The organism is Roseivirga misakiensis, from assembly GCF_001747105.1.
In the GTDB taxonomy this organism is placed as follows: Bacteria; Bacteroidota; Bacteroidia; order Cytophagales; family Cyclobacteriaceae; genus Roseivirga; species Roseivirga misakiensis.
Genome location: NZ_MDGQ01000005.1, coordinates 1,622,959 through 1,644,428 on the forward strand (window position 1 = coordinate 1,622,959; position 21,470 = coordinate 1,644,428).

At 40.9% G+C, this 21,470-nt stretch carries 22 protein-coding genes; 8 read left to right on the forward strand and 14 right to left on the reverse strand.

All coding sequences use genetic code 11. The features are described 5' to 3' along the window. The first annotated feature begins 152 nt into the window (after window positions 1–152). Complete coding sequence (locus tag BFP71_RS14655; protein ID WP_222843489.1) at window positions 153–1,511, forward strand: M23 family metallopeptidase; 1,359 nt, start codon at window positions 153–155, stop codon at window positions 1,509–1,511. Window position 1,512: 1 nt separating this feature from the next. Here BFP71_RS14655 and BFP71_RS14660 read toward each other — a convergent pair whose 3' ends face one another. Next, window positions 1,513–2,502, reverse strand: a complete 990-nt coding sequence (locus BFP71_RS14660; protein ID WP_069836194.1) for an XdhC family protein — start codon at window positions 2,500–2,502, stop codon at window positions 1,513–1,515. 26 nt (window positions 2,503–2,528) lie between these two features. On the opposite strand from BFP71_RS14660, the gene moaA reads away from it, so the two are divergent. The 6 genes from moaA (at window position 2,529) to BFP71_RS14690 (ending at window position 7,121) form a co-directional block, all read left to right on the forward strand. After that, complete coding sequence (gene moaA, locus BFP71_RS14665; RefSeq protein ID WP_245701852.1) at window positions 2,529–3,542, forward strand: GTP 3',8-cyclase MoaA; 1,014 nt, start codon at window positions 2,529–2,531, stop codon at window positions 3,540–3,542. A gap of 74 nt (window positions 3,543–3,616) precedes the next feature. Next, entirely contained in the window at window positions 3,617–3,928 is a 312-nt protein-coding gene (locus BFP71_RS14670) for a hypothetical protein (protein ID WP_069836195.1), read from the forward strand. Next, on the forward strand, window positions 3,925–5,124 hold the full coding sequence (locus BFP71_RS14675; RefSeq protein ID WP_069836196.1) for a molybdopterin molybdotransferase MoeA: 1,200 nt from the start codon (window positions 3,925–3,927) through the stop codon (window positions 5,122–5,124). Before BFP71_RS14670 ends, BFP71_RS14675 begins: the two co-directional genes overlap by 4 nt. 2 nt (window positions 5,125–5,126) lie before the next feature. Further along, the gene (gene moaC, locus BFP71_RS14680; RefSeq protein WP_069836197.1) at window positions 5,127–5,600 is read left to right on the forward strand and encodes a cyclic pyranopterin monophosphate synthase MoaC; all 474 of its coding nucleotides are present in this window, start codon (window positions 5,127–5,129) and stop codon (window positions 5,598–5,600) included. 23 nt (window positions 5,601–5,623) lie between these two features. Next, entirely contained in the window at window positions 5,624–6,682 is a 1,059-nt protein-coding gene (locus BFP71_RS14685; protein WP_069836198.1) for a WD40/YVTN/BNR-like repeat-containing protein, read from the forward strand. Between the two features lie 67 nt (window positions 6,683–6,749). Beyond that, window positions 6,750–7,121 (forward strand): VOC family protein, encoded by a 372-nt coding sequence (locus BFP71_RS14690; RefSeq protein WP_069836199.1) that lies wholly within the window; start codon window positions 6,750–6,752, stop codon window positions 7,119–7,121. Between the two features lie 1,014 nt (window positions 7,122–8,135). Here BFP71_RS14690 and sufU read toward each other — a convergent pair. The 13 genes from sufU to BFP71_RS14755 form a co-directional block, all read right to left on the reverse strand. After that, the gene (gene sufU, locus BFP71_RS14695) at window positions 8,136–8,564 is read right to left on the reverse strand and encodes a Fe-S cluster assembly sulfur transfer protein SufU (protein ID WP_069836200.1); all 429 of its coding nucleotides are present in this window, start codon (window positions 8,562–8,564) and stop codon (window positions 8,136–8,138) included. Next, a complete protein-coding gene (locus tag BFP71_RS14700) occupies window positions 8,561–9,781 on the reverse strand; it encodes an aminotransferase class V-fold PLP-dependent enzyme (protein ID WP_069836201.1) in 1,221 nt (406 codons plus the stop codon). Before BFP71_RS14700 ends, sufU begins: the two co-directional genes overlap by 4 nt. 12 nt (window positions 9,782–9,793) lie before the next feature. After that, window positions 9,794–10,210, reverse strand: a complete 417-nt coding sequence (locus BFP71_RS14705) for a molybdenum cofactor biosynthesis protein MoaE (RefSeq protein ID WP_069836202.1) — start codon at window positions 10,208–10,210, stop codon at window positions 9,794–9,796. 1 nt (window position 10,211) lies between these two features. Next, window positions 10,212–10,454: a MoaD/ThiS family protein gene (locus BFP71_RS14710; protein WP_069836203.1), complete on the reverse strand. Its 243-nt coding sequence runs from the start codon at window positions 10,452–10,454 to the stop codon at window positions 10,212–10,214. A gap of 16 nt (window positions 10,455–10,470) precedes the next feature. Beyond that, window positions 10,471–11,607, reverse strand: coding sequence for a molybdopterin-synthase adenylyltransferase MoeB (moeB, locus tag BFP71_RS14715; protein WP_069836204.1), 1,137 nt, complete (start codon window positions 11,605–11,607; stop codon window positions 10,471–10,473). A gap of 25 nt (window positions 11,608–11,632) precedes the next feature. Further along, complete coding sequence (locus BFP71_RS14720) at window positions 11,633–12,229, reverse strand: nucleotidyltransferase family protein (protein ID WP_176723373.1); 597 nt, start codon at window positions 12,227–12,229, stop codon at window positions 11,633–11,635. A gap of 69 nt (window positions 12,230–12,298) precedes the next feature. After that, window positions 12,299–12,658 (reverse strand): nuclear transport factor 2 family protein, encoded by a 360-nt coding sequence (locus BFP71_RS14725; protein WP_069837102.1) that lies wholly within the window; start codon window positions 12,656–12,658, stop codon window positions 12,299–12,301. A 68-nt stretch (window positions 12,659–12,726) separates the two neighbouring features. Beyond that, window positions 12,727–13,383: a peptidoglycan DD-metalloendopeptidase family protein gene (locus tag BFP71_RS14730; RefSeq protein WP_069836206.1), complete on the reverse strand. Its 657-nt coding sequence runs from the start codon at window positions 13,381–13,383 to the stop codon at window positions 12,727–12,729. A 1-nt stretch (window position 13,384) separates the two neighbouring features. Next, window positions 13,385–14,536 (reverse strand): acetylornithine deacetylase, encoded by a 1,152-nt coding sequence (argE, locus tag BFP71_RS14735; RefSeq protein ID WP_069836207.1) that lies wholly within the window; start codon window positions 14,534–14,536, stop codon window positions 13,385–13,387. A gap of 58 nt (window positions 14,537–14,594) precedes the next feature. Next, a complete protein-coding gene (locus BFP71_RS14740) occupies window positions 14,595–15,998 on the reverse strand; it encodes a YfcC family protein (RefSeq protein ID WP_222843491.1) in 1,404 nt (467 codons plus the stop codon). A gap of 4 nt (window positions 15,999–16,002) precedes the next feature. After that, window positions 16,003–19,002: a WD40/YVTN/BNR-like repeat-containing protein gene (locus BFP71_RS14745; RefSeq protein WP_069836209.1), complete on the reverse strand. Its 3,000-nt coding sequence runs from the start codon at window positions 19,000–19,002 to the stop codon at window positions 16,003–16,005. A gap of 94 nt (window positions 19,003–19,096) precedes the next feature. Then, window positions 19,097–20,347, reverse strand: coding sequence for a BaiN/RdsA family NAD(P)/FAD-dependent oxidoreductase (locus tag BFP71_RS14750; RefSeq protein WP_069836210.1), 1,251 nt, complete (start codon window positions 20,345–20,347; stop codon window positions 19,097–19,099). Window positions 20,348–20,458: 111 nt separating this feature from the next. After that, window positions 20,459–20,878, reverse strand: coding sequence for an OmpA family protein (locus tag BFP71_RS14755; protein ID WP_088125059.1), 420 nt, complete (start codon window positions 20,876–20,878; stop codon window positions 20,459–20,461). A gap of 93 nt (window positions 20,879–20,971) precedes the next feature. On the opposite strand from BFP71_RS14755, the gene BFP71_RS14760 reads away from it, so the two are divergent. After that, window positions 20,972–21,466: a gluconokinase gene (locus BFP71_RS14760; protein WP_069836212.1), complete on the forward strand. Its 495-nt coding sequence runs from the start codon at window positions 20,972–20,974 to the stop codon at window positions 21,464–21,466. Window positions 21,467–21,470 lie beyond the last annotated feature (4 nt).

Consider the following 21,470-nt stretch of genomic DNA (forward strand, 5'->3'; position numbering starts at 1 on the left):
ATCTAAAGACTTCATTTAGTCTGACTTTAATAATTACAGGAAGACTGTATAAAATATCACCCTACTTTTTCGTTGACTAAGGGTAAATGAAACCTGACACCTTATTTAGGAGTTAGTTATCAAGGGTCAAAATATCAACTGAAATCAACAATATGCTGCAACGCACCACCACTGCATGCCTATGTCTAGCTATTTTTTTAGTGCTAGGCTGTGAAAACGAAAAAGTACCTGCACCATTTAAACCAAGAAATGATCACGAAGCTTACGAACACTCTTTGGAGGAGGCCAACTTACTTTCAACAGCATTGGGTGCAGATTGGCAAAAGAGTGCCCAAACATCTCTAGAATCACCGATTAAGATATCGTCTCCTTATGAAGAAGCGATCTACATAGACGAAAAAGAAGCGGTTGCCTTAGGCTATCAGTTTAGTGCAAAAAGAGGGCAAAAGATTCAGGTTAATGTGGAGCGAATGTCACAAAATGATGCTAAAACCTTTGTCGACTTATTCAGAATCGATGAACACAGCAAACTTAGGCATGTAGCCACCGCAGATAGTGAAGAGCTGCTCTTAGGTTTTGAACCAAGAAGAGACGCGATTTACGTATTACGGTTTCAACCAGAATTATTGAGGGGTGGTGAATTCAAAATTACCATTCAAAACGTACCCACTCTTCGGTTTCCAGTAGCAGGTAAAACAGATAAAGCAATTGGTAGTTTTTGGGGTGCCCCAAGAGATGGCGGCAGACGTAAGCACGAAGGTGTAGATATTTTTGCAGCAAGAGGCACGCCAATAATAGCACCAACTGATGGCTATGTCCGTACAGCAGGCAAACGTGGTATTGGCGGAAATGTAGTGTGGCTTTACGACTCAAAACGATCTCAAAGTCTATATTTTGCCCATTTGAATAAAATTCTGGTTAAAAAAGGAGATCGGATCAATGCTGGTGATACACTTGGAACTGTGGGTAATACCGGAAATGCCAGAACCACTCCCCCGCACCTTCACTTTGGCATCTATAAAAACGGTGCAACAGATCCGCTCAATCACCTAAAAGCAACCGGAAAAAGACTAAAAAGAGTAGGCGGAGATTTATCTTATCTAGGAGAAGAAATTAGAGTCAATCGCTCAACAAGCATCTCAAAAGATGTGGAAGGGAGACAATCGATCAGGATTGCTAAAAATCAAATTGCCCGAGCGATCGGCACCACGGCTAGTCATTACAGAATCGAATTACCCAACGGTCAAGAAGGCTATATCAGGAAAAACTTGATTAGTGATTTAGACCGATCCCTGGAAAGGTTGTATGCTCGCGACCATGGTGTATTACTAAAAAGCCCAGATAGAAGAGCTTATTTAACGGATGTAGATGCAAATGATCAATTATTTGTGCTAGGAAAAAATCGAGATTTTTGGCTAGTTGAAAACGATGCTGGGCAAAAAGGTTGGATTACCAATAACTATAAGAATTCCAGCCGATCTAGAAGAAGCTATTCCGATACTCCTCGATAGATTAATCCACCCCATTCTTCACCTTTACGACTTCGGCTATTACGCTCAAAGCTATTTCTTTGGCCGACATAGCGCCAATATTCAAGCCTATCGGTCCTTTTACCTTACTAATCTCCTCGTCAGTAAATCCATACGACTTTAGCCTTTCAATACGTTTTGCTTGTGTTTTTCGACTTCCCAAGGCACCGATATATCGTACACCAGATGGTAATAAAATCTTTAATGCCTCATCGTCAATTTTAGGATCATGGGAAAGGATAACAGCGTAGGTTTCATTATCCAGTGCATAATCTCCCAAAACTTCTTGGGGCCAATTAACATGCAAAGTATCTGGAGCTATTGCAAAGTCCGTTTTATGAGCAAAAGTATCTCGCGGATCGATTACAATCGTCTCAAAATCATACATATGCGCCAAACCAATTAGTTCGGCGGTAATGTGCGCTGAACCGATTAGAATCATTTTGTTTTTCGGAGGAAATGAGTGAACGAAATATTCTACTCCCTCAACTGACAATAGTGAATTTGACCGCTTTTGATAAATTCCATTAACTACGGCCTTTAGCTCACTTTCTGGAAGAATATCTTCTATCAGTGTCTGTGATCCATCAGACAAATTGGTCACTAAGGCTGTACCAATGTTACCATCTAGGGCATCATCGAGCTTTTCCCATAAATCTTCGGTATAGAAAGGTGTAATATAAACCCAAACTTCACCACCACAGCTTAAACCCACTTCCCAGGCATCTTCATTGGCAACACCAAACTTGGCTAATTCTGAATGCCCCGTTGCTAAAACACGTTGTGCTTTTTGCACCACTGCATTTTCCACACATCCACCGCTGACAGAACCTATCATCTGGCCCGTTTTTGTGACCACCAAGCACGAACCAGCTTGTCTAGGAGAACTTCTCCATGTCTTCACTACCGTTGCCATAGCAAATTCTTCCTTCTCTGCTACCAGTTGCCTTATTCTTGTAAGAATGTCTAACATAATGTCTCCTTTGCCAGTATATTTGAATGCATAACAAATATACCCTCAATTTGCTTTTCGATAATCACGGCAGACAACTCAATTACTTGCGCTTAGCGGTGACCGACCGATGTAATCTCAGGTGTTTTTATTGTATGCCAGAAGAGGGACTCAATTTTAACAAGAAATCTCAAATCCTGACTTATGAGGAAATGGAAAGACTCATCCATATTTTGGCTGATTTGGGCATTTCTAAAATCCGGATTACGGGTGGAGAGCCCTTTGTGCGAAAAGGATTGATTCCATTTATGGAGAAAGTCTCCGGGATTGAAAAAATCGATCGATTAAGCATAACAACGAACGGAACAGGGCCACTAGATAAGATAAAAAATCTCAAAGCCATGGGCATCCATTCAGTCAATTTAAGTCTTGATTGCTTGGATAAGGCTCGTTTCCATAAGATCACCCGTAGAGATGAATATGATCAAGTAATGACATATTATCGCGCCTTACTTGATGCTGGGATTAACACGAAAATCAACGCTGTGGTAATGCAGGAGCACAATTTGGAAGATATTCTCCCCATGTGCAATCTCACGCATACCGATCATGTAAGCGTTCGGTTTATCGAAGAAATGCCATTTAATGGTGGTTCTAAAGGATATAAGCCGATCGAGTGGAATCACAACAAGATCTTAGCGCATATACAATCCGCCTATCCCGATCTTGAAAAACTCACAGATGAAACAAACTCGACTTCGCTGAATTACAAAATACCTAGTGCCCAGGGTAGCATCGGCATTATTCCAGCTTATACACGAACTATTTGTGGGAGTTGTGACAGGATTAGACTAACCCCAAAAGGTGAATTGAAAACCTGCTTGTATCAAAATGGTGGATTCAGTTTCAGGGATTTTATGCGAAATGGGGCTACAGACAAAGAAGTTGAGCAGCAGTTCAAAAAACTATTTGCCCAACGAGCAAAAGATGGTTTCGAGGCAGAAAAGCAGAAATCTTCGGCGGCGAATTCATTTGAATCTATGGCGACTATTGGAGGGTAAAGCAATGTTGAATTATGAATTTTCAATTGTCAATCAAACATTCTCAATTCAACTTTAACATCTAAGATATATTCATGAAAGAACTTTGGTGTTGGCGATGCAAGATGGTTCTTCCAATGTTGGATGAGGAAGAGTATGCTGAAGCATATCGACTCTATGGTGAAGCATTCAAGAAAGCCGGTAGTTTTCATGAAAGATTTAAACCAGTGAGCGATTACTATACAAAAATCACTGGCTTTGAGGAGACTCACCCTAATGCAATTATGCACCATAGAATTAGTCTTTATGGACCTCCTTGTGAAAATTGCGGTAAACCTTATAGAACCCCAGGTGCAACATTTTGTGCTGCCTGTGGAAACAAACGGCAAGAACAAATTTCGAAATGATAAAATATCACGAAGCATTAGAAACAATATCAAAACATCCTTTAAGTCCCAAAACAGGCCTTTTAAGTCTTGAAGAGATTAATGGACACGTTTTAAATGAAGATGTTTATGCCGATCGTGACTTTCCTCCCTTCGATCGCGTGACTATGGATGGTATTTCCATCAATTATGAGTCATACAAGAATGGACAAAGACGGTTTGAGATAGAAAACACGATTGGTGCGGGTATGCCACAGGCAAGCCTTGAAGACACGTCTAAATGCATGCAAATCATGACTGGTGCTATGCTGCCTTTGAATGCAGATACTGTCATCCGTTATGAGGATATCACCATTGAAGAAGACATTGCGACAATCAATATCGACACCATAAAATTCCAACAAAACGTTCATTTTAAGGGCGAAGACAAAAAGCAGGGTGCGATAGTATTATCAAAAGGCACCGTTTTAGGTGCCCCAGAAATGATCATTGCCGCTTCGATCGGTAGACCTAATTTAGAAGTTTTACTACCACCAAAAGCTGCTATTATCACCACCGGCGATGAGCTTGTTGGGATAGATGAAACACCGCTAGATCATGAAATAAGAAGGTCGAGTAATTATGGCGTTCAAGACCTTTTGAAGATTTGGAACATCAACGCTAAACAACATCACCTTAAAGACGATAAGGAATTGATGAAGAGTGAGTTATCATCAATTATAGAAACTGTTGATTTATTAGTACTTACGGGAGGTGTTTCTCGAGGTAAGTTCGATTTTCTACCAGAAGTATTAGAGGAGCTCGGTGTTGTAAAACACTTTCATAAGGTGAAACAAAGACCTGGAAAACCGTTTTGGTTTGGTACTACGCCAAATGGTACTACAGTTTTTGCATTACCCGGAAATCCCGTTTCTACTTTTGCCTGCGCCAACATCTACATTAGACATTGGCTAGAGCTTTCTTTGGGGATACAAACCTCACCTATTTACGTCAAACTGAATCAGGATATTGAATTTATGCCGCCACTCACCTACTTCTTGGAATGTAGTGTTGAATCAAACGAAAGAGGAGAATTAGAAGCCACTCCGATTCGGGGCCATGGATCTGGAGATTTTGCGAATATGAGCCAAGCCAATGGTTTCATTATCCTACCGAGCGACAAGAATAAGTTTAAGAAAGGAGAAGTTTATCCTTACCTTTTCTACAGAAAGATTTAAGCATGACCAAGAAGTTTACTCACATAGAAGAAGAGTCACCGTCAATGGTAGATGTAGGTGATAAGGCTGTTACAAGCCGAAGTGCAATTGCGCAGGCATTGGTACAATTACCTGAAGAAATGCAGGCATACATTAGCGATGGTGAAATAAAGACACTAAAAGGCCCTGTTTTTCAAACCGCGATAGTCGCTGGAATTCAGGGTGCTAAAAGGACATCTGAGTTAATACCGCTTTGTCATCAACTCAATTTGAACAAGATTGACATACAAATCAATGTGAACGATAAACTGGAGGTAAAGGTAATATCAGAGGCACGTTGTACGGGTAAGACTGGCGTAGAAATGGAGGCACTGACGGGTGCATCAGTAGCTGCATTGACGATTTATGACATGTGTAAGGCTTTTTCTCACGACATCGTGATCAAAGAAACCAAATTATTGAAGAAAACTGGTGGTAAGTCTGATTACCAAGTTTAACAATTGTTAAGCTTAACTATACGATGAAACTTGTAACAGGCACAGATAAAGGGCTAATCATTTATGAGCAAGTCCAGGGTGAATGGAAACTGACTGACATTCAATTTATCGGTATGCCGATTGGTGCGTTTCATGAAGATACATCTGGTGTTTGGTGGCTAGCAATAAATCATAAACACTGGGGACCAAAAGTCTACAGATCAAACAATCAAGGAGAGAATTTCACGGAGATAGAAGCTCCCAAATTCCCTAAAGAGAGTCCTTTTTCCCTTAAGTCTATCTGGAAAATTGAGAGTCAAACCGTTGGCCCAATTAAAAGAATTTACATTGGAACAGAACCTGCTGCGCTCTTTATATCCGACAACGAAGGTGCATCTTTTACCGAGCTTTCAGGCCTCTCGCAGCACGAAAGTCGATCCAGTTGGCAAGGTGGCGGAAAAGGTAGCAACAGTCCTTTTCTCCATACACTGGTAACTCACCCTGACGACAGCAATGAGCTAATCGTTGGAATTAGCTGTGCAGGTGTTTTTAGGTCGACTAACCTCGGAAATGACTGGCTACCGAGTAATAATGGTCTAAAATCTTTTTTTCTTCCAAATACAGAGACTGAAATTGGCCATGATCCGCATATCATGCTTCGACACCCGAAAAAACCCAACGTGATTTGGCAACAAAACCACTGTGGTATCTATAGGTCTGATGATAATGGCAATACTTGGAAAGATATTTCTGACCCTTCAGGAGAAGCGGTCTATGGTTTTGCGCTAGTCATTGACGAAAATGACGTCAATACGGCTTGGGTTATTCCGGCACAATCCGATAGTCTGAGGTACCCAATCAAAAACAAACTAGCGGTGTATAAAACCACGAATGCGGGGAAATCTTGGACCGCACAACGCCATGGTCTTCCACAAGAAGGGGCCTTCGATCTAGTTTTAAGATCAGGATTCGACAAAAAGGGCTCAATAATGGCCTTTGGTACGAATAATGGCAACCTATACCTCTCTGAAAATCTAGGCGATCATTGGCAGACTTTAAGTCAGAGTTTGAGCGCGGTAAGAACCGTGAACTTGATTGACTAAGAAGGATTTCAATTGGAATTCATCCCATTTATAAAGATATTCCTCTTACTTTTTAAACTATCTACACATGAAACTAGGTGCTTTTTCAATCAGTTTAGCCGTTAAAGACATACACAACTCTAAGGCATTTTATGAAAAATTGGGTTTTAGCGTTTTCGCAGGAGATATCGAGAGAAATTATCTGATTATGAAAAACGGAGACTCAATTGTTGGCTTATTTCAAGGCATGTTCGAAAAGAACATACTGACTTTTAACCCTGGATGGGATCAAAACGCAAATACACTCGATGATTTTGACGATGTAAGGCAAATCCAAGATCACTTAAAGCAAAGTGACCTCAAACTCGATAGAGAGGCTGACCCCACTACTACTGGGCCAGCCTCGGTTGTTCTTACTGACCCAGATGGCAATCACATCTTGATTGACCAGCATGTTTAGTGGCGATGAAGTAAGCATTTTCGGATGAAGAGGCTTTGCATTGAATCCAGAGATTCTTCGCTGTGCTCAGAAACACGGCTTTCGTCATTCTGAATGGAGTAAAACGAAATGAAGAATCTCATCAATGGTCAACAAATCTTCGACTTATCCAGTAAGCATCCATTAAACAAAAAGATTCTTCGCTATGCTCCGAAACTCGGCTATCGTCATTCTGAGTGAAGTACAACGAAACGAAGAATCCCAAGAATGTAAAGAGATCTTCGACTTACCCAGAAAGCATCCATTAAACAAATAGATTCTTCGCTGTGCTCAGAAACACGGCTATCGTCATTCCGAGTGGAGTACAACGAAACCAAGAATCCCACGAATATTCAGCAGATCTTCGACTTATCCAGAAAGCACCCTTTAAACAAGTAGATTCTTCGCTGCGCTCAGAAACACGGCTTTCGTCATTCTGAGTGAAGTATAACGAACGAAGAATCTCATCAATGTTAAGAGACCTTCAGCTTATTAAGAAAGCATCCATAAAACAAATAGATTCTTCGCTATGCTCAGAAACACGGCTGTCGTCATTCTGAATGGAGTAAAACGAAATGAAGAATCCCATGAATGGTCAGCAGATCATCGACTTATCCAGAAAGCACCCTTTAAACAAGCAGATTCTTCGCTGCGCTCAGAAACACGATTATCGTCATTCTGAGTAAAGAGTAATGAACGAAGAATCTCATGAATGGTCAACAAATCTTCGACATATTCAGAAAGCATCCATTAAACCATTAGATTCTTTGCTATGCTCAGAAACACGGCTATCGTCATTCTGAGTGAAGTATAACGAAACGAAGAATCCCGTCAATGGTCAACAGATCTCCGACTTATCCAGTAAGCATCCATTAAACAAAAAGATTCTTCGCTGCGCTCAGAAACACGATTATCGTCATTCTGAATGGAGTAAAACGAAACGAAGAATCTCATGAATGGTAAGATACCTTCGGGTTTCTCAGGGTGCAAAAGGTCTTATACTATTTTTTCAACCTCAGTCCAACTCAAAGTTGCACAAGTCTTTCTCTCTGGAAATTCGCGTGCAGCCGCGAATGCCAACAAATCTTGATTATCAGTTAAATCTTCTGGTAAATGATCGGAATCGTGGTCTACCAATTCGAAGAATAAGTCGACTATTGGCTTAATTTCTTGGAGGGTCTTCCCTTCTACTTGTTTTGCTAATACTGCTGTCGATGCCTTAGATATGGCACATCCATAACCTTCAAATCGTACTTTTTCAATTTGATTACCCTTTACCGAAAGGTACAAAGTGAATTTATCCCCACACATGGGATTATAAGCCTCTAAAACATGCGTAGCACCTTCGAATTTGCCTAAATGGGTTTCATCTTTGGCATTTACCAGTATGTGCGTTTGATAGAGGGCTTTGATCCTATCGTTCATGACATAAAGGTCTTTATCTCTTTTAATGCGGCTACCAATACATCAACATCCTCTTTTGTATTGTAAATAGCGAAAGACACCCTTGCTGTTGCAGGTTGTTTCATGCGCTTCATCAATGGCTGAGCACAATGATGACCAGCTCGAATACAAATTCCCTTCTCATTTAAAAGTGTGCTTAGGTCATGCGCATGAACACCTTCCATTACGAAGGATAATACAGAAGCGCGATCCGTCACTTCTCCCACAATTTGAACTCCTTCTATCTGACTGAGCTTTTCTAATGCATAATTGGTAAGATCATGGGTATGTGCTCCAATTTGATCGTAACCAACTTCGTTAATGAAATCAATAGCAGCACCCAAGCCGATTACTCCGGCGATATTTGGGGTTCCACCTTCATGTTTGGTCGGTGAATCCTGAAATGAACTATTTTTAAAGCCCACTTCTTTCACTATTCCACCGCCTAAACTCATGGGCGGCATAGCTTCTAATAGCGCTTTCTTACCATAAAGCGCTCCAACGCCTGTCGGTCCATATAGTTTGTGACCCGAAAAAGCGAGAAAGTCGCAACCTAGGTCGGTTACATCGATCGGATCGTGGGATAGGCTTTGAGCGGCATCTATAAATACTGGAATTTGCTTTGCCTTGGCTCGGTTTACAATGGCTTTCAAGTCGTTCTTGACACCCAAAGCATTCGAAATACCCGTGATAGCTACCAGCCTAACCTTATCATTCAATAGTGCTTCGTAGGCCTCATAGTCCAAGTTACCGGTGTCTTTCATCGGAATGACCTTGATTGAAGCCCCCTTCTCATTACACACTCTCTGCCAAGCAAGAATATTAGCATGATGCTCCATTTCGGAAACAATCACTTCGTCTCCAGCTTCAAGTCGAGGGCTCAAATAGGCATTAGCCAGCTTGTTTATACCATCGGTGGTACCGAAAGTAAAAACAATTTCTTCGGCGTGTTGTGCATTGATTAGCTCCTTCACCTGATGCCTTACCTGATCGAACTGCTTGGTAGTATTATAGGCAGGCCAATATGAAGCTCTTCCAACGGTGCCATAGTCTTGAGCATAAAATTTGGTAATTCTATCTATAACAGACTGAGGTTTATGGCATGTAGCCGCATTGTCTAAATAAACCAGTCTTTTGCCATGAGGCGTTACTTGCTTAAATATTGGAAATTGCGCTTTGATCGTATCTAGACTTACCATTTCAATGTTTATTTATGGATGGGCTGAAACCCAGACTTCTCCGTCTTCAAAGACTTCTTTTTTCCAAATAGGAACAGTTTCTTTCAATGTATCTATGGCGTATTGGCATGCTTCAAATGCTTCTTTTCGGTGCGCAGATGAACAGGCAATGACGACAGCCTCTTCTTCAATTTGCACCAATCCAGTACGATGATGAATGACCATTTGATGCAAACTCCAATGCTTTGTCGCATAATCTGCGATCTTTTTCATCTCCTTCAAAGCCATCGGCTCGTACGCCTCGAATTCTAGATGTTTTACGGTTTTACCTTTGGTCTGATCTCTAACCGTACCAACAAATACCACGATACCTCCAGCCCCAGGGTATGTTATTGCCTCAGTACATGCTTTGGCGTCCAATTTATGTTCAGTTATGAATATTTCTCTCATATCAGCCGCCACTTACTGGTGGTATTAACACCACTTCATCCCCTGCTTTCAATTCATGGCCGTCTTCGACGTAATCCGCATTTACTGCAAACTTTAGGGAAGCCAATTTCTCGAATTCTGGATATTTATTGGATAAAAGAGATCGCAACGCCCCTACCGAACGATCACTCGGTAATGAAATGATCACCTCCTTATTCTTTATTATGTCTTTGGCAATGCCGAAAGCGGTTACTGTTATATCCATTCCTTATCCGTAACTACTAATATACTTTCAATGTAGGATCAATTTCGTGTCGCCAAGCCAAAATACCGCCTTTTAAATTGACGAGATCCTTGAAACCTGACTTAAACAATAAGTCTATAGCCTTTTTACTTCTCCCACCCGTTTTACACATCACAACAACTTCTTCATTATTTGGAATTTCTCCTAAACGATCGTTGAGCTGGTTTAGTGGGATAAGCACCCCACCAATATTGGAAATTTCATACTCATAATCTTCTCTTACATCTAGAATAAAAGGTGATCCTTTGGCCATTTTCTCCATGAGTGTTCGTGGACTAATTTCAACTATCTGACGACCTTCATCACTTCCACTACAAAATGCTTCGTAGTCAATGAGCTCAGTTAGTTCTGGGTGATCACCAGTTAACGGATTGCTTGGCTGGTGCTTAACATTTAGCGTGCGACTAGTCATATCCAACGCATCGAAAAGGAACAAACGACCAGTGAGTGTTTCTCCAATTCCAGTTACTACCTTAATCACCTCATTGGCTTGCATAGAGCCGATAATGCCAGGCAATACACCTATAACGCCCCCTTCCGTACAACTAGGCACTAATTCGGGTGGTGGTGGTGTGGGGAATAAGTCGCGATAATTTGGGCCCTTTAACCCCTTTTCATCGATTAGGTTAAATACCGATACTTGTCCTTCGAAACGGAATATGGCACCATAAACCAAAGGTTTGCCCAAGAAGAAACATGCATCGTTCACCAAATATCTGGTGGGTAGATTATCCGATCCATCAACAACCACATCGTAATCATTAATGATATCCAAGGCGTTGGAAGAGGTTATCGGGGAATTGAACGTAACGAAATCAATCGTCGGGTTCAATTCGGACAACCTGCCTTTCGCAACTTCGGCTTTAGATTGACCAATTTCTGAAGTCTTGAAAAGTACCTGACGGTGTAGGTTTGATAAACTCACTTCATCGAAATCGATGATTCCGATTCGTCCAATGCCAGCTGCTGCTAAATACATCAAATTCGGTGCACCTAACCCTCCTGCTCCAATCACCAATACAGAGGCTTTTTTTAGCTTTTCCTGACCTTCTACACCGAAATCGGGTAGAATAATCTGTCTATTGTATCTGATGAGCTCTTCCTTATTTAACATTTCGTTGACTAGTTGACCATTCGACCTATTTTTCTTTCAGCCTCTGGTAGTCTTTCGGTGTATCAAGATCGGTGATAAAACGCTCACTATCGACGTTTAAGTTCAATACTTTTTCAGGATGTCGCTTCACGATTCCTGAACAACCGTTGGGTTGTTCATGATTTAGAATTTCATCGAAATATTGCCTGCTGAATATAACCGGGTTTGCACGTTTACCTTGAAACCAAGGCACTAGTATATGGCCATCGTCACAAGTCTCTTCAAATGTATTGATTAACAAATCATAGTCTGCTGAAGTCAAAAGCGGCATATCACCTAAACATACCATAACGGCCTCAAAGGATTTCAATTCATTTAACGCCACCTGGATAGACGAAGTCATTCCACTTGTAAAAAGACCATTATGTACTATTTGATCGTCACCTTGAAGTAGAATTTGATCCTGCACCAGAACAGCATCCCTACCCGTAACAATTACGGTTTTCAATAATCTACTTTGGGAAAGTGCTTGATAGGTTGTGCCGATTACCGAAGAATTTCCGTAAGGCAGAAGCATTTTATTTGGGCCTTGCATGCGATCAGAGAGTCCTGCCGCTAGTAAAATGCCTCCGATTTGATTCATAGTGAAATCTAGAGAATTGGGCATAAAAAAAGGAGCATTAAGCTCCTTAATTATTTCGTAAAAATTTTCTTACTGAGCATTGTCATAGTAGAATCGCTCATGAACAATTTGGTCTCCCTCCCATTTTTGAACACCAACTTGCTCCATTTGTACTCTATTACCATCTTGGAATGTTACATCCATCATGGTTTCGTGCATTACTACGCCATTTTCCTCATCAGACGTAATCGCCTTTACTTCTAGGTTATGGAATTCCTTGACATAACTTAGGAATTCTACTTCGTGTGCTCTACAAGCATCTTTTCCTTCCCAAGAACCTCTAGGTTCTGTCATTACTACATTGCTTGCGTAGTATTTATCGAATGCTTCTAATAGTTGACCTTGGCCAATCAAGTTGTAAATCTCTTGTGTTCTTTCTTTGTATGTCATAGCTAATTGAATTATATATATGTACATACATACGTATTGATAAAAAAGTTCACAGGTAATGAAAATATTTAATAAATGAAGAAAGATGGATCAGGGCAGTTGGTCAAATAGTCTTCCTTCCCGCTTGACTTACATACACCGGGATAATCTCCTTTATATCCCTGCATATTCCTGATTAGCTGAAAATGAAGGTGTGGTGGCCAATGAAAATTTTCTTCGTAAGTTCCCATAAAGGCAAACTGATCACCAGTCGAAATTTTTTGACCAACACTAAGATTTTCAATAGATGATTTACTTAAATGACCGTAAAGGGTATGAAATTCTAAGTCCATCAACTTATGCCGAAGTATAATCACTGGACCATAATCTCCGTGTACATTTCTATTGGCAAATGAGTGCACCTCACCTTGAAAAGGACAGTAAACAGGTGTTCCCGCCTTCGACCAAATATCAATACCAAGATGAATTGTTCGCGGCTCCTCTCCTTCAAATAATTCACTCCGCGAATAAAGACTTCTTACTTCTCCATAGCCTCCAATTCCGACATCTTTACCGCTCGAAGCAATTTGATTGAAAATGAATTGATCAAAAGACGCTTCATTATTCAAATCTACTTTAGATAAGGCTTCATTCTGAGCTCCCAAATCGAGTGGCAAAGCAGTATTGAATTTGACAACAGGATGTGTTTCAACATCATGTTGTTTGAATAGTTCTTCAATTCTCATTTCAAGAAAGATGATCGATCAAGTTATGCATGAACTTTACACACTTATCTAATTGCTCTTTTGCTACAAATTCATCTGCACGATGAGCCTGCGCAATATCACCAGGGCCACAAATAATAGCTTCAAACCCTCCTTCAGCAAATTGACCTGCTTCTGCGGCATAAGAAACAGCATCCAACCTAGTTTCATTGGCCAATTGCTTCGTTAGAGAGACAATTTCTTGATCTGCCTGTGTATTAAGGCCAGGCACAGCAGGATGTATATTATTTGTTTTGATAGCGAATTCTGGGAAAACACCTCTTAACGCTTCTTCTCGCGACCTACAATAAACTTCAAACTCTTCGAAGATCTCTTGTGGTGTTTCTGAAGGAATAGTCCTAACATCCCAATTAAAGCGGCACTCCTGTGCAATTACATTTGGCGCTATGCCTCCGGTTATTTTTCCAATATGAATTGACGTATGGTTTGGTGTAAAACGGTCGTCTGTTTTACCAGCTCCAATTAGGCTATTCATTTTATTTTCTAGCCATAAAACCAACCGCATGGCTTCATGAATGGCACTTACTTCTTGTTTTATTCTGCTACTGTGCCCTTCTGAGCCCGTAACAACTGTTTCGAAAATACATATCCCCTTTTGTCCAACTGTTGGAATCATCATAGATGGTTCACCAATTATCGCGAATTGAGGTTTTTCTTCGTAGTAATCGTTGATTGCTTGAACCAATTCTGGTGCAGCCAGGCATCCGATCTCTTCATCGTAAGAAAACGCAAAATAAATCGGTTTTTTAAGGTCTGATTTGATCATGTCTGGTAACGCAGCTAGACAGCAAGCAGCAAAACCTTTCATGTCACAAGACCCTCTCGCATAAAGTTTACCATCCGCCTTATCAATCAAGTCAAACGGCGCTGTAGTCCAATCTTGTCCCTCCACAGGCACTACATCTGTGTGGCCAGAAAGTATTACCCCACCTGAAACAGCAGGACCTATTCGACAGTGTAGCGATGCTTTATTGCCTTCTTCATTTGGTACCAAAACACCCGCTATTCCGTGTGATTCTAAATAATCTTTAATCCAATGTATAATTGTCAAATTACTTTCACCGCCCAGAACTGGAAATGAAACTAATTTCGATAAGATCTCTTCTGCGTTCATCCTTACTTACACTTTTACTTTTAAAACCTATGGCCGAAAATCACTTCTAGCACATGTATTATGCTGGTCCCCAATTGATTAAGACCGTTACCAACAGTACAGTCCATGCTATGGCCAATATGACTCCGACTACTGGAATGATAAACCTTAACCACCTATCGAATGGTATACGGCACATGGCTAACATGGCTATTAGGCCGCCTAATGTTGGGTTCAATAAATTCGTTACACCATCGCCTATTTGATAGGCTAATATGGTTGTCTGTCTCGTTAAGCCTAAAACGTCGCCAACCGGAATCATGATAGGTAATGTGGCCAGTGCTTGACCGCTTCCACTTGGGATAAAGAAATTAATCACTGATTGTGCCCCTGACATTGCTACGGCAGATGCATAAACGGGCAAACCAGATAAACCTTCGGCTAGGTAGAAAGCGATCGTATCGGAAATACTACCCATTTCCATGGCTACTTTAATAGAGGTGGCAAAACCAACCATAAATGCGCCTGGCGCTACGACTGACACAGCTTTTAAGGCCGTTTCGCTAATCGTTCTACCACTCATTCTTGAAGCAATTCCCGCAGCGATCGAAATCATTATGAATGTGGCTGAGATTTCATTGATGTACCATTTATAGGTAAACACTCCGAATAACATAAAGGCCATACCACCAACAAAAATCAACAGGATCAACCAGTTATTGATTGTCATACGGTACTCTTGAATTGGCTTTGACAATTGAAAACCACTCGTATCTATGCCCAATGAAAGGCTCTTTTCGGGGGTTTTTATGATTTTTTTAAAGTATCGAATGTTACAATAGGCTAGAAATGTCAAGGCTGAAAAACAAAGAATTGATCGGATTAGCCAACCTGAAAACATAGGCATTTCCGCGATCGTGTGGCCTGTACCCACGGTATAGGGATTGAATGGTGAAAGCCCAAAGCCAACTGTTACACCACCTACAGATATAGCCGCAGCAAGCATTAAATCGCCTCCTAGTGCCAAACTCGTAATCGCTGCGATGGGAATCAGGGCGATATTATTTTCATAACCCACAAAAACACCGAGCATCCCAAAGACATAAGTCATGATCACCACCACCAGATATCTCCGCTCTAAACCGAGTTTTTTAATGAAAGTCCCTACTGCATTTTCAATCATACCCGACTTTTCCAATACGCCGAACATGATACCACTAGAAAGTACCACAAAAATGATCGCGATGGCCGAAGAGAACCCTCCTGGGATCGCTAAAAACGTATCTAGAAAGGAAAGTGGCGTCTGCTCAATGGTTTTATAAGAGTTTGGAATAACCCTTGGTCTACCATCAACAATCTCTCGTTCGAAGGCTCCAGCAGGAATTATATGGCTCAAAATTGCCGTTAAGACAATGATCGCAAACAGCATCACAATTGGATGCGGTAATTTTTTGTACCACTTATTCGAACCTAAGTCTGACACTTGCTTACTTCAGTGATTCGAATTCCTTTTTAATTTCTTGAAACTTCGATTTCAATTCCTCGAAACGATCATATGCATCTTTACCCGGTTGTTGATCGGCTCTAGAAATCATACTGTTCAAATAACTAGTCTGAGCACTTAGCATTGGCTGCATATAAGTTCCTGGCGAAGTCACCAACTGGTAGTAAACCGCATCAAGTGCTTCTTTTCTTTTCTGGGTCTTCTTACTCACTTTTTCCTGATTAAGGGAGTTATCAAGCGCTTTTCGCTCATCATTAACTGCTTTTATCAGTTTGGCTACTTCTCCTTGGAATTCTCTCAAACCTAAGGCAAGTGTTTCTTGCATTTTTACATCTTGATCGTTTACGAGCGTAGATCGAGGGTCTAACTCGACATTAAAACTCGTCTCTAGAATTTGATCACCCACGGTCAAACGTGCCTTATAAGCTCCTGTCGCAACCATTGGACCGTTGCCCATATACGATCGGTTAGGATTTGCACTCCAACCTCCATGATGCCTCATATTCCAGTTAAATCTATTGATACCCGCCTTGTTGGACAGGCCGCCTGACGCTGGCGGATTACTAAAACCAGTACCCATATCTACTTCAGTATTCACTGCTGGCTCAGATTTTCCACTTACAAAAGACCTTACAATTTTACCCGAGGTATTCATGATATCGAGTCTAACTTGTTGTTTCTCATCGGCGATATAATACTCAATATTAGCTCCACTTCTTGGGCTATTACGTCCATTCATTCTATATCGAATCGCATCCTTTGGATTGAATAGGTAAGCTGAAGTCTTTGCAGCTTTATCTAGGCTCCTGATACTCGAAATATTATCCAAAATCCAGAAACCTCTACCCATGGTTGACATGACCAAGTCATCTCTGTGAATCTTCATGTCCGTAATCGGTGTTACTGGTAGATTATTGTTAAATGCATTCCATGTTTTACCGTCGTTTAATGACACGAAAAGACCAAATTCAGTCCCTGCATAGAGAATACCTTCCTTCTCTGGATCTTCTCTAATTACGCGTGTTGGGTAATCACCTGGCAATCCATTGTCCCCAGTTGTTAAAAGCTCCCACGACTGACCATAATCCTCTGTTTTGTAGATATATGGCGCATAATCATTCAACTGATATCTTAATACTGCTACATAGGCCTTAGCGGGGTTATGTACCGATGGTTCTACAGCATCTACACGGCCACCAATTGGCATATCTGGCGTTACTCTGTCCCATGTTGCACCACCATCTTTTGTCAAGTGCACCGGTCCATCATTGGCACCTACCCAAATCAGGCCTTCCTTAATTTTCGATTCTTGAATAGCATATATAGTACTAAAGTATTCTTCACCTGTTACATCTCTTGTAATTGGCGCTCCAGGTACAACTTGGTACCGATCATCGAATGCAGTTAGATCTGGAGATATGATTTGCCATGTTTTACCATCATCCATGGTCTTGTGAACATACTGAGAGGTATGGTAAACTACATTTGGATTATGGGGTGAAACATGAATTGGCGCCACTCTCTGGAATCTAAACTTTAAATCTTTCGGGTTGTGGCCATAGATATTGCTAGCACCTACATAGTACTGCATTTCCTGACCCGTTTGCTTGTCAAAAGTCCCAAAACGGCCTTTACAGTTAGAATAAACTATATCTGAATTACCTGGTTTTGGTACTGCAGGACCTGTTTCGCACCCTCCTACGCCGAATATCGTTGCACGAGCACTACCAGTTTGCATACTTGGCACAGCCATGGTAGAGTTATCTTGCTGACCAGCATATAACCAATAAGGTTCTTGATCATCAACATCAACCTGGTACAATTCGGCTGTTGGCTGATTGGATTGAGTAGACCATGATTTCCCATTGTTTAATGTCACATTGGCTCCACCATCATTGGCTTGAATCCAAATAGTTGTATCATTTGGGTTAATCCATATATCGTGATTATCACCGTGCGGCGTTTGAACTGATCGCCAACTTTTACCGCCGTTTTCAGATTTTAAAAACCTTAATGCACTGTTGTAGAGTACATTTTCATTTTTTGGATTGGCATATATGTTCGTATAATAGAATGGTCTGTTCGTCAGGTTTGAGTTATCAGAAACATACTCCCAGCTCGCCCCACGATCATCTGATCTATATAGACCGCCTTGATCGTCAGAAGCTTCTATATTGGCGTAAACCACATCTGGATTTGCCGGAGAAACCGCAAAGTCAATTTTACCTATCAAATTACTTGGTAAACCATTTGAAAGCTTCGTCCAATTGGCACCGCCATCTGTTGATTTATAAACACCACCTTCAGTAGAACCACTAATTATGGTCCAAGGCTTACGCTCTCCCCTCCAAGCACCTGCATAAATCGTATTTGGATCGTCTGGAGCAAATTCTAGATCAGAAAAACCTACGCTATCGGAGTGAAAAAGAATTTTATCCCAAGATTTTCCGCCATCGGTAGTCTTATAAACCCCTCGATCTTCATTTTTGCCAAAGGCTTGACCAATGGCAGCCACATAAACGACATCTGGGTTATCTGGATGAATTTCAACAGCACCAATCTGGCCAGTATTCTTTAACCCAATGAATTCCCATTTCTTACCAGCATTAGTAGACTTATAAACACCTTTTCCAGTAATCACGTTTGATCGAATACCATCTGAACCCGTACCCACATAGATAACATCTGGTTGCTTTTGGTAGACGGCAATGGCACCGATAGAAGGCGTTGTGAAATAGCCATCTGAAATATTTCGCCATGATATACCGTAATCATCCGTTTTCCATACACCGCCACCAGTAGCCCCCATATAAAATACGGACGGTTGCGATTCTACACCCATCACAGCGGTCACTCGACCACCTCGATTAGGCCCAACACTACGAAATCGGTATGATTTAAGTAAATCAGCCATATCTTGGCCTAAGACAGGCACCGCTAAAAACGTTAGTAAAATGGCCTTTAAAATGCGTTTTCCAGACATTTGTCAATATTAAAGTAGAACAGTAAAATCAGTTTTGGAAGATAATACAAAAGCTCCGAAAGTCCGTCTTCGATTTCCTTGAGTGGACAACTGTTTATTCAGAATGTTTACCCGCGATAAAACCAGTAGTCCAGGCTGCCTGGAAATTGAAACCTCCAGTTATCCCGTCAATATCAAGTACCTCACCAGCAAAATAAAGCCCAGAACAGACCCTACTTTCCATGGTTTTAAAGTCAACTTCAGCTAAAGAAATACCACCACAGGTTACAAATTCTTCTTTAAAGGTAGTTTTGCCTGAAACTTCGTATTGATCGTTGAGCAGTACATTCAGCAACTTATTTACACCTTTCTTGCCGATCTCCAGCCAAGGTTTATCACTATCAATTGCAACCTTTTCTATGAGATAGTCCCACAACCTTTGGGGTAGTAAAAATGGATTTTTATTTCGAATCAATCGCTTACCATATTGTTGCATATGATCGTCGATTTTAGCTCGAAAATCAGCTTCAGTAAGATTACCTAACCAATTCACATGTATGGCAAACTGATAACCCAAATCGCTCAATAATCGGGCTCCCCAAGCAGATGTTTTTAGGATTGCTGGACCGCTCATTCCCCAATGTGTAATAAGTAATGGACCAGATTGCATCAGTTTTGTTTTTTGTACCCTGACCGTTGCATTTGGCACTGATAATCCCATTAATGCCTTTATTTTCTCTTTCGGCATGTTGAAAGTGAAAAGCGATGGCACGGGGTCTTGAATAGTATGCCCCAAGGCCTTTATCCAATCGAATCCCTGTGTTTTAGGGCTTCCTCCCGTGGCCACAATCACTTTATCAAATAATAATTCTTGATTATTGATAGTAAGGCTAAGAAGGTTTGGTTGTCGTAAAATTTGAGAAACTCCAGAGCCTAATGCTATCCTAATGCCAAGCCTTTTACACTCCTCCATTAAAGTATCAATAATGGTCTGAGAATTATCCGTTGTTGGAAACATTCGATTGTCCGATTCCACCTTCAATTCCACTCCTCGATTAGTGAACCAGTCAACAGTATCTTGCGTGTAGAATTGATCGAATGCCTTTCTTAATTGTTTACCACCACGGGGATAGAACTTCGATAAAGCCGATTTTTCGAAACAAGCATGCGTCACATTACAGCGTCCGCCACCAGATACTTTTACCTTGGCTAAAAGTTTATTGGACTTCTCGTAAATTGTAACACTTGCCTCTGGCTCGTGTTGTTTAGCAGATATGGCAGCAAAAAAGCCTGCTGCACCTCCCCCAATTATGGCAATTCTCTTATTCGACACTTTCAAAGATATTAAGTCCAATTCAACGGACATGATATACTTCGATTTTTCGATGCTAAGTTTTGGATTGACATACTTAAATTCAAAATAGCCATGAAAAGAACGACCATTATAATGTTGTGATTAAAAGAATCCGAAGGGAATCTAAATAGCGAGCCAAAAAATGATATCTACACGTCTGTTCTTGCGTCGGCCTTCCCAAGTACTGTTATCATGAACTGGGTTAAACAGACCAAAATCTTTGATTTCGATTACTTCTTTCTTGATTTTCTTGTGCTGAATAAGCTCCTCAATCACCATTTCACTCCTCATGGTGCTTAACCATTGGTTATATTCTTTTCCACCACGATTGTCTGTATGACTGTGAACAGTAATAACGAAATTGTGCAAATTGGGGATCGAATCTAAAAAGCTCATCAGTTCCTTCGATTGTCTTCTACTGACGTAATAACTTCCTCCGCCAAAATAGATACTTTGCACATGCGACGGCTCACCAAACTTTTGCGCTTTAACATCTGTAAAGCACAGCATAGTAAGGGCTATTATGGTGAGGCCAATACGCATAAAGACTAATTTAATTCATTTCAACGAATTGATCTTTAGCATGTTTAGTATAATTGTCGGCAAAATCGTGATTTTAACAAATTGAGGAAGTAAATGTCTAAAAAGAGACTAATCATAGTGATGGGTATTTCAGGTTCTGGCAAGTCGACAATTGGTAAGTTGCTTTCCGATCGTATTGGAATTCCATTTTTAGATGCAGACGACTTTCACCCCAGTGAAAACATAAAAAAAATGAGTAGAGGTACTCCTCTTGACGACGATGATCGGTGGCCTTGGCTTGGAGCCATTGTAGAATATGTATTGCAATCTCATCGAGACTCATTTGTATTGGCTTGCTCCGCTTTAAAAGAATCATATCGCGATTATTTGAATCAAAGACTTGATAATCAATACGTTTACCTAAAGTTGACTTATGAAGAAGGTGTCGCACGTTTAAGCAGTAGAGAAAATCATTTTATGCCTGCTTCACTTGTCAAATCTCAGCTCAATACTTTAGAGGAGCCCAAAGATGCCGTTACTTTCAATGCAAAGCAGAGCCCTACTGAAATCATTAGTCTAGCCACCGAACATTTCGCAGACTTCATTTAATTCA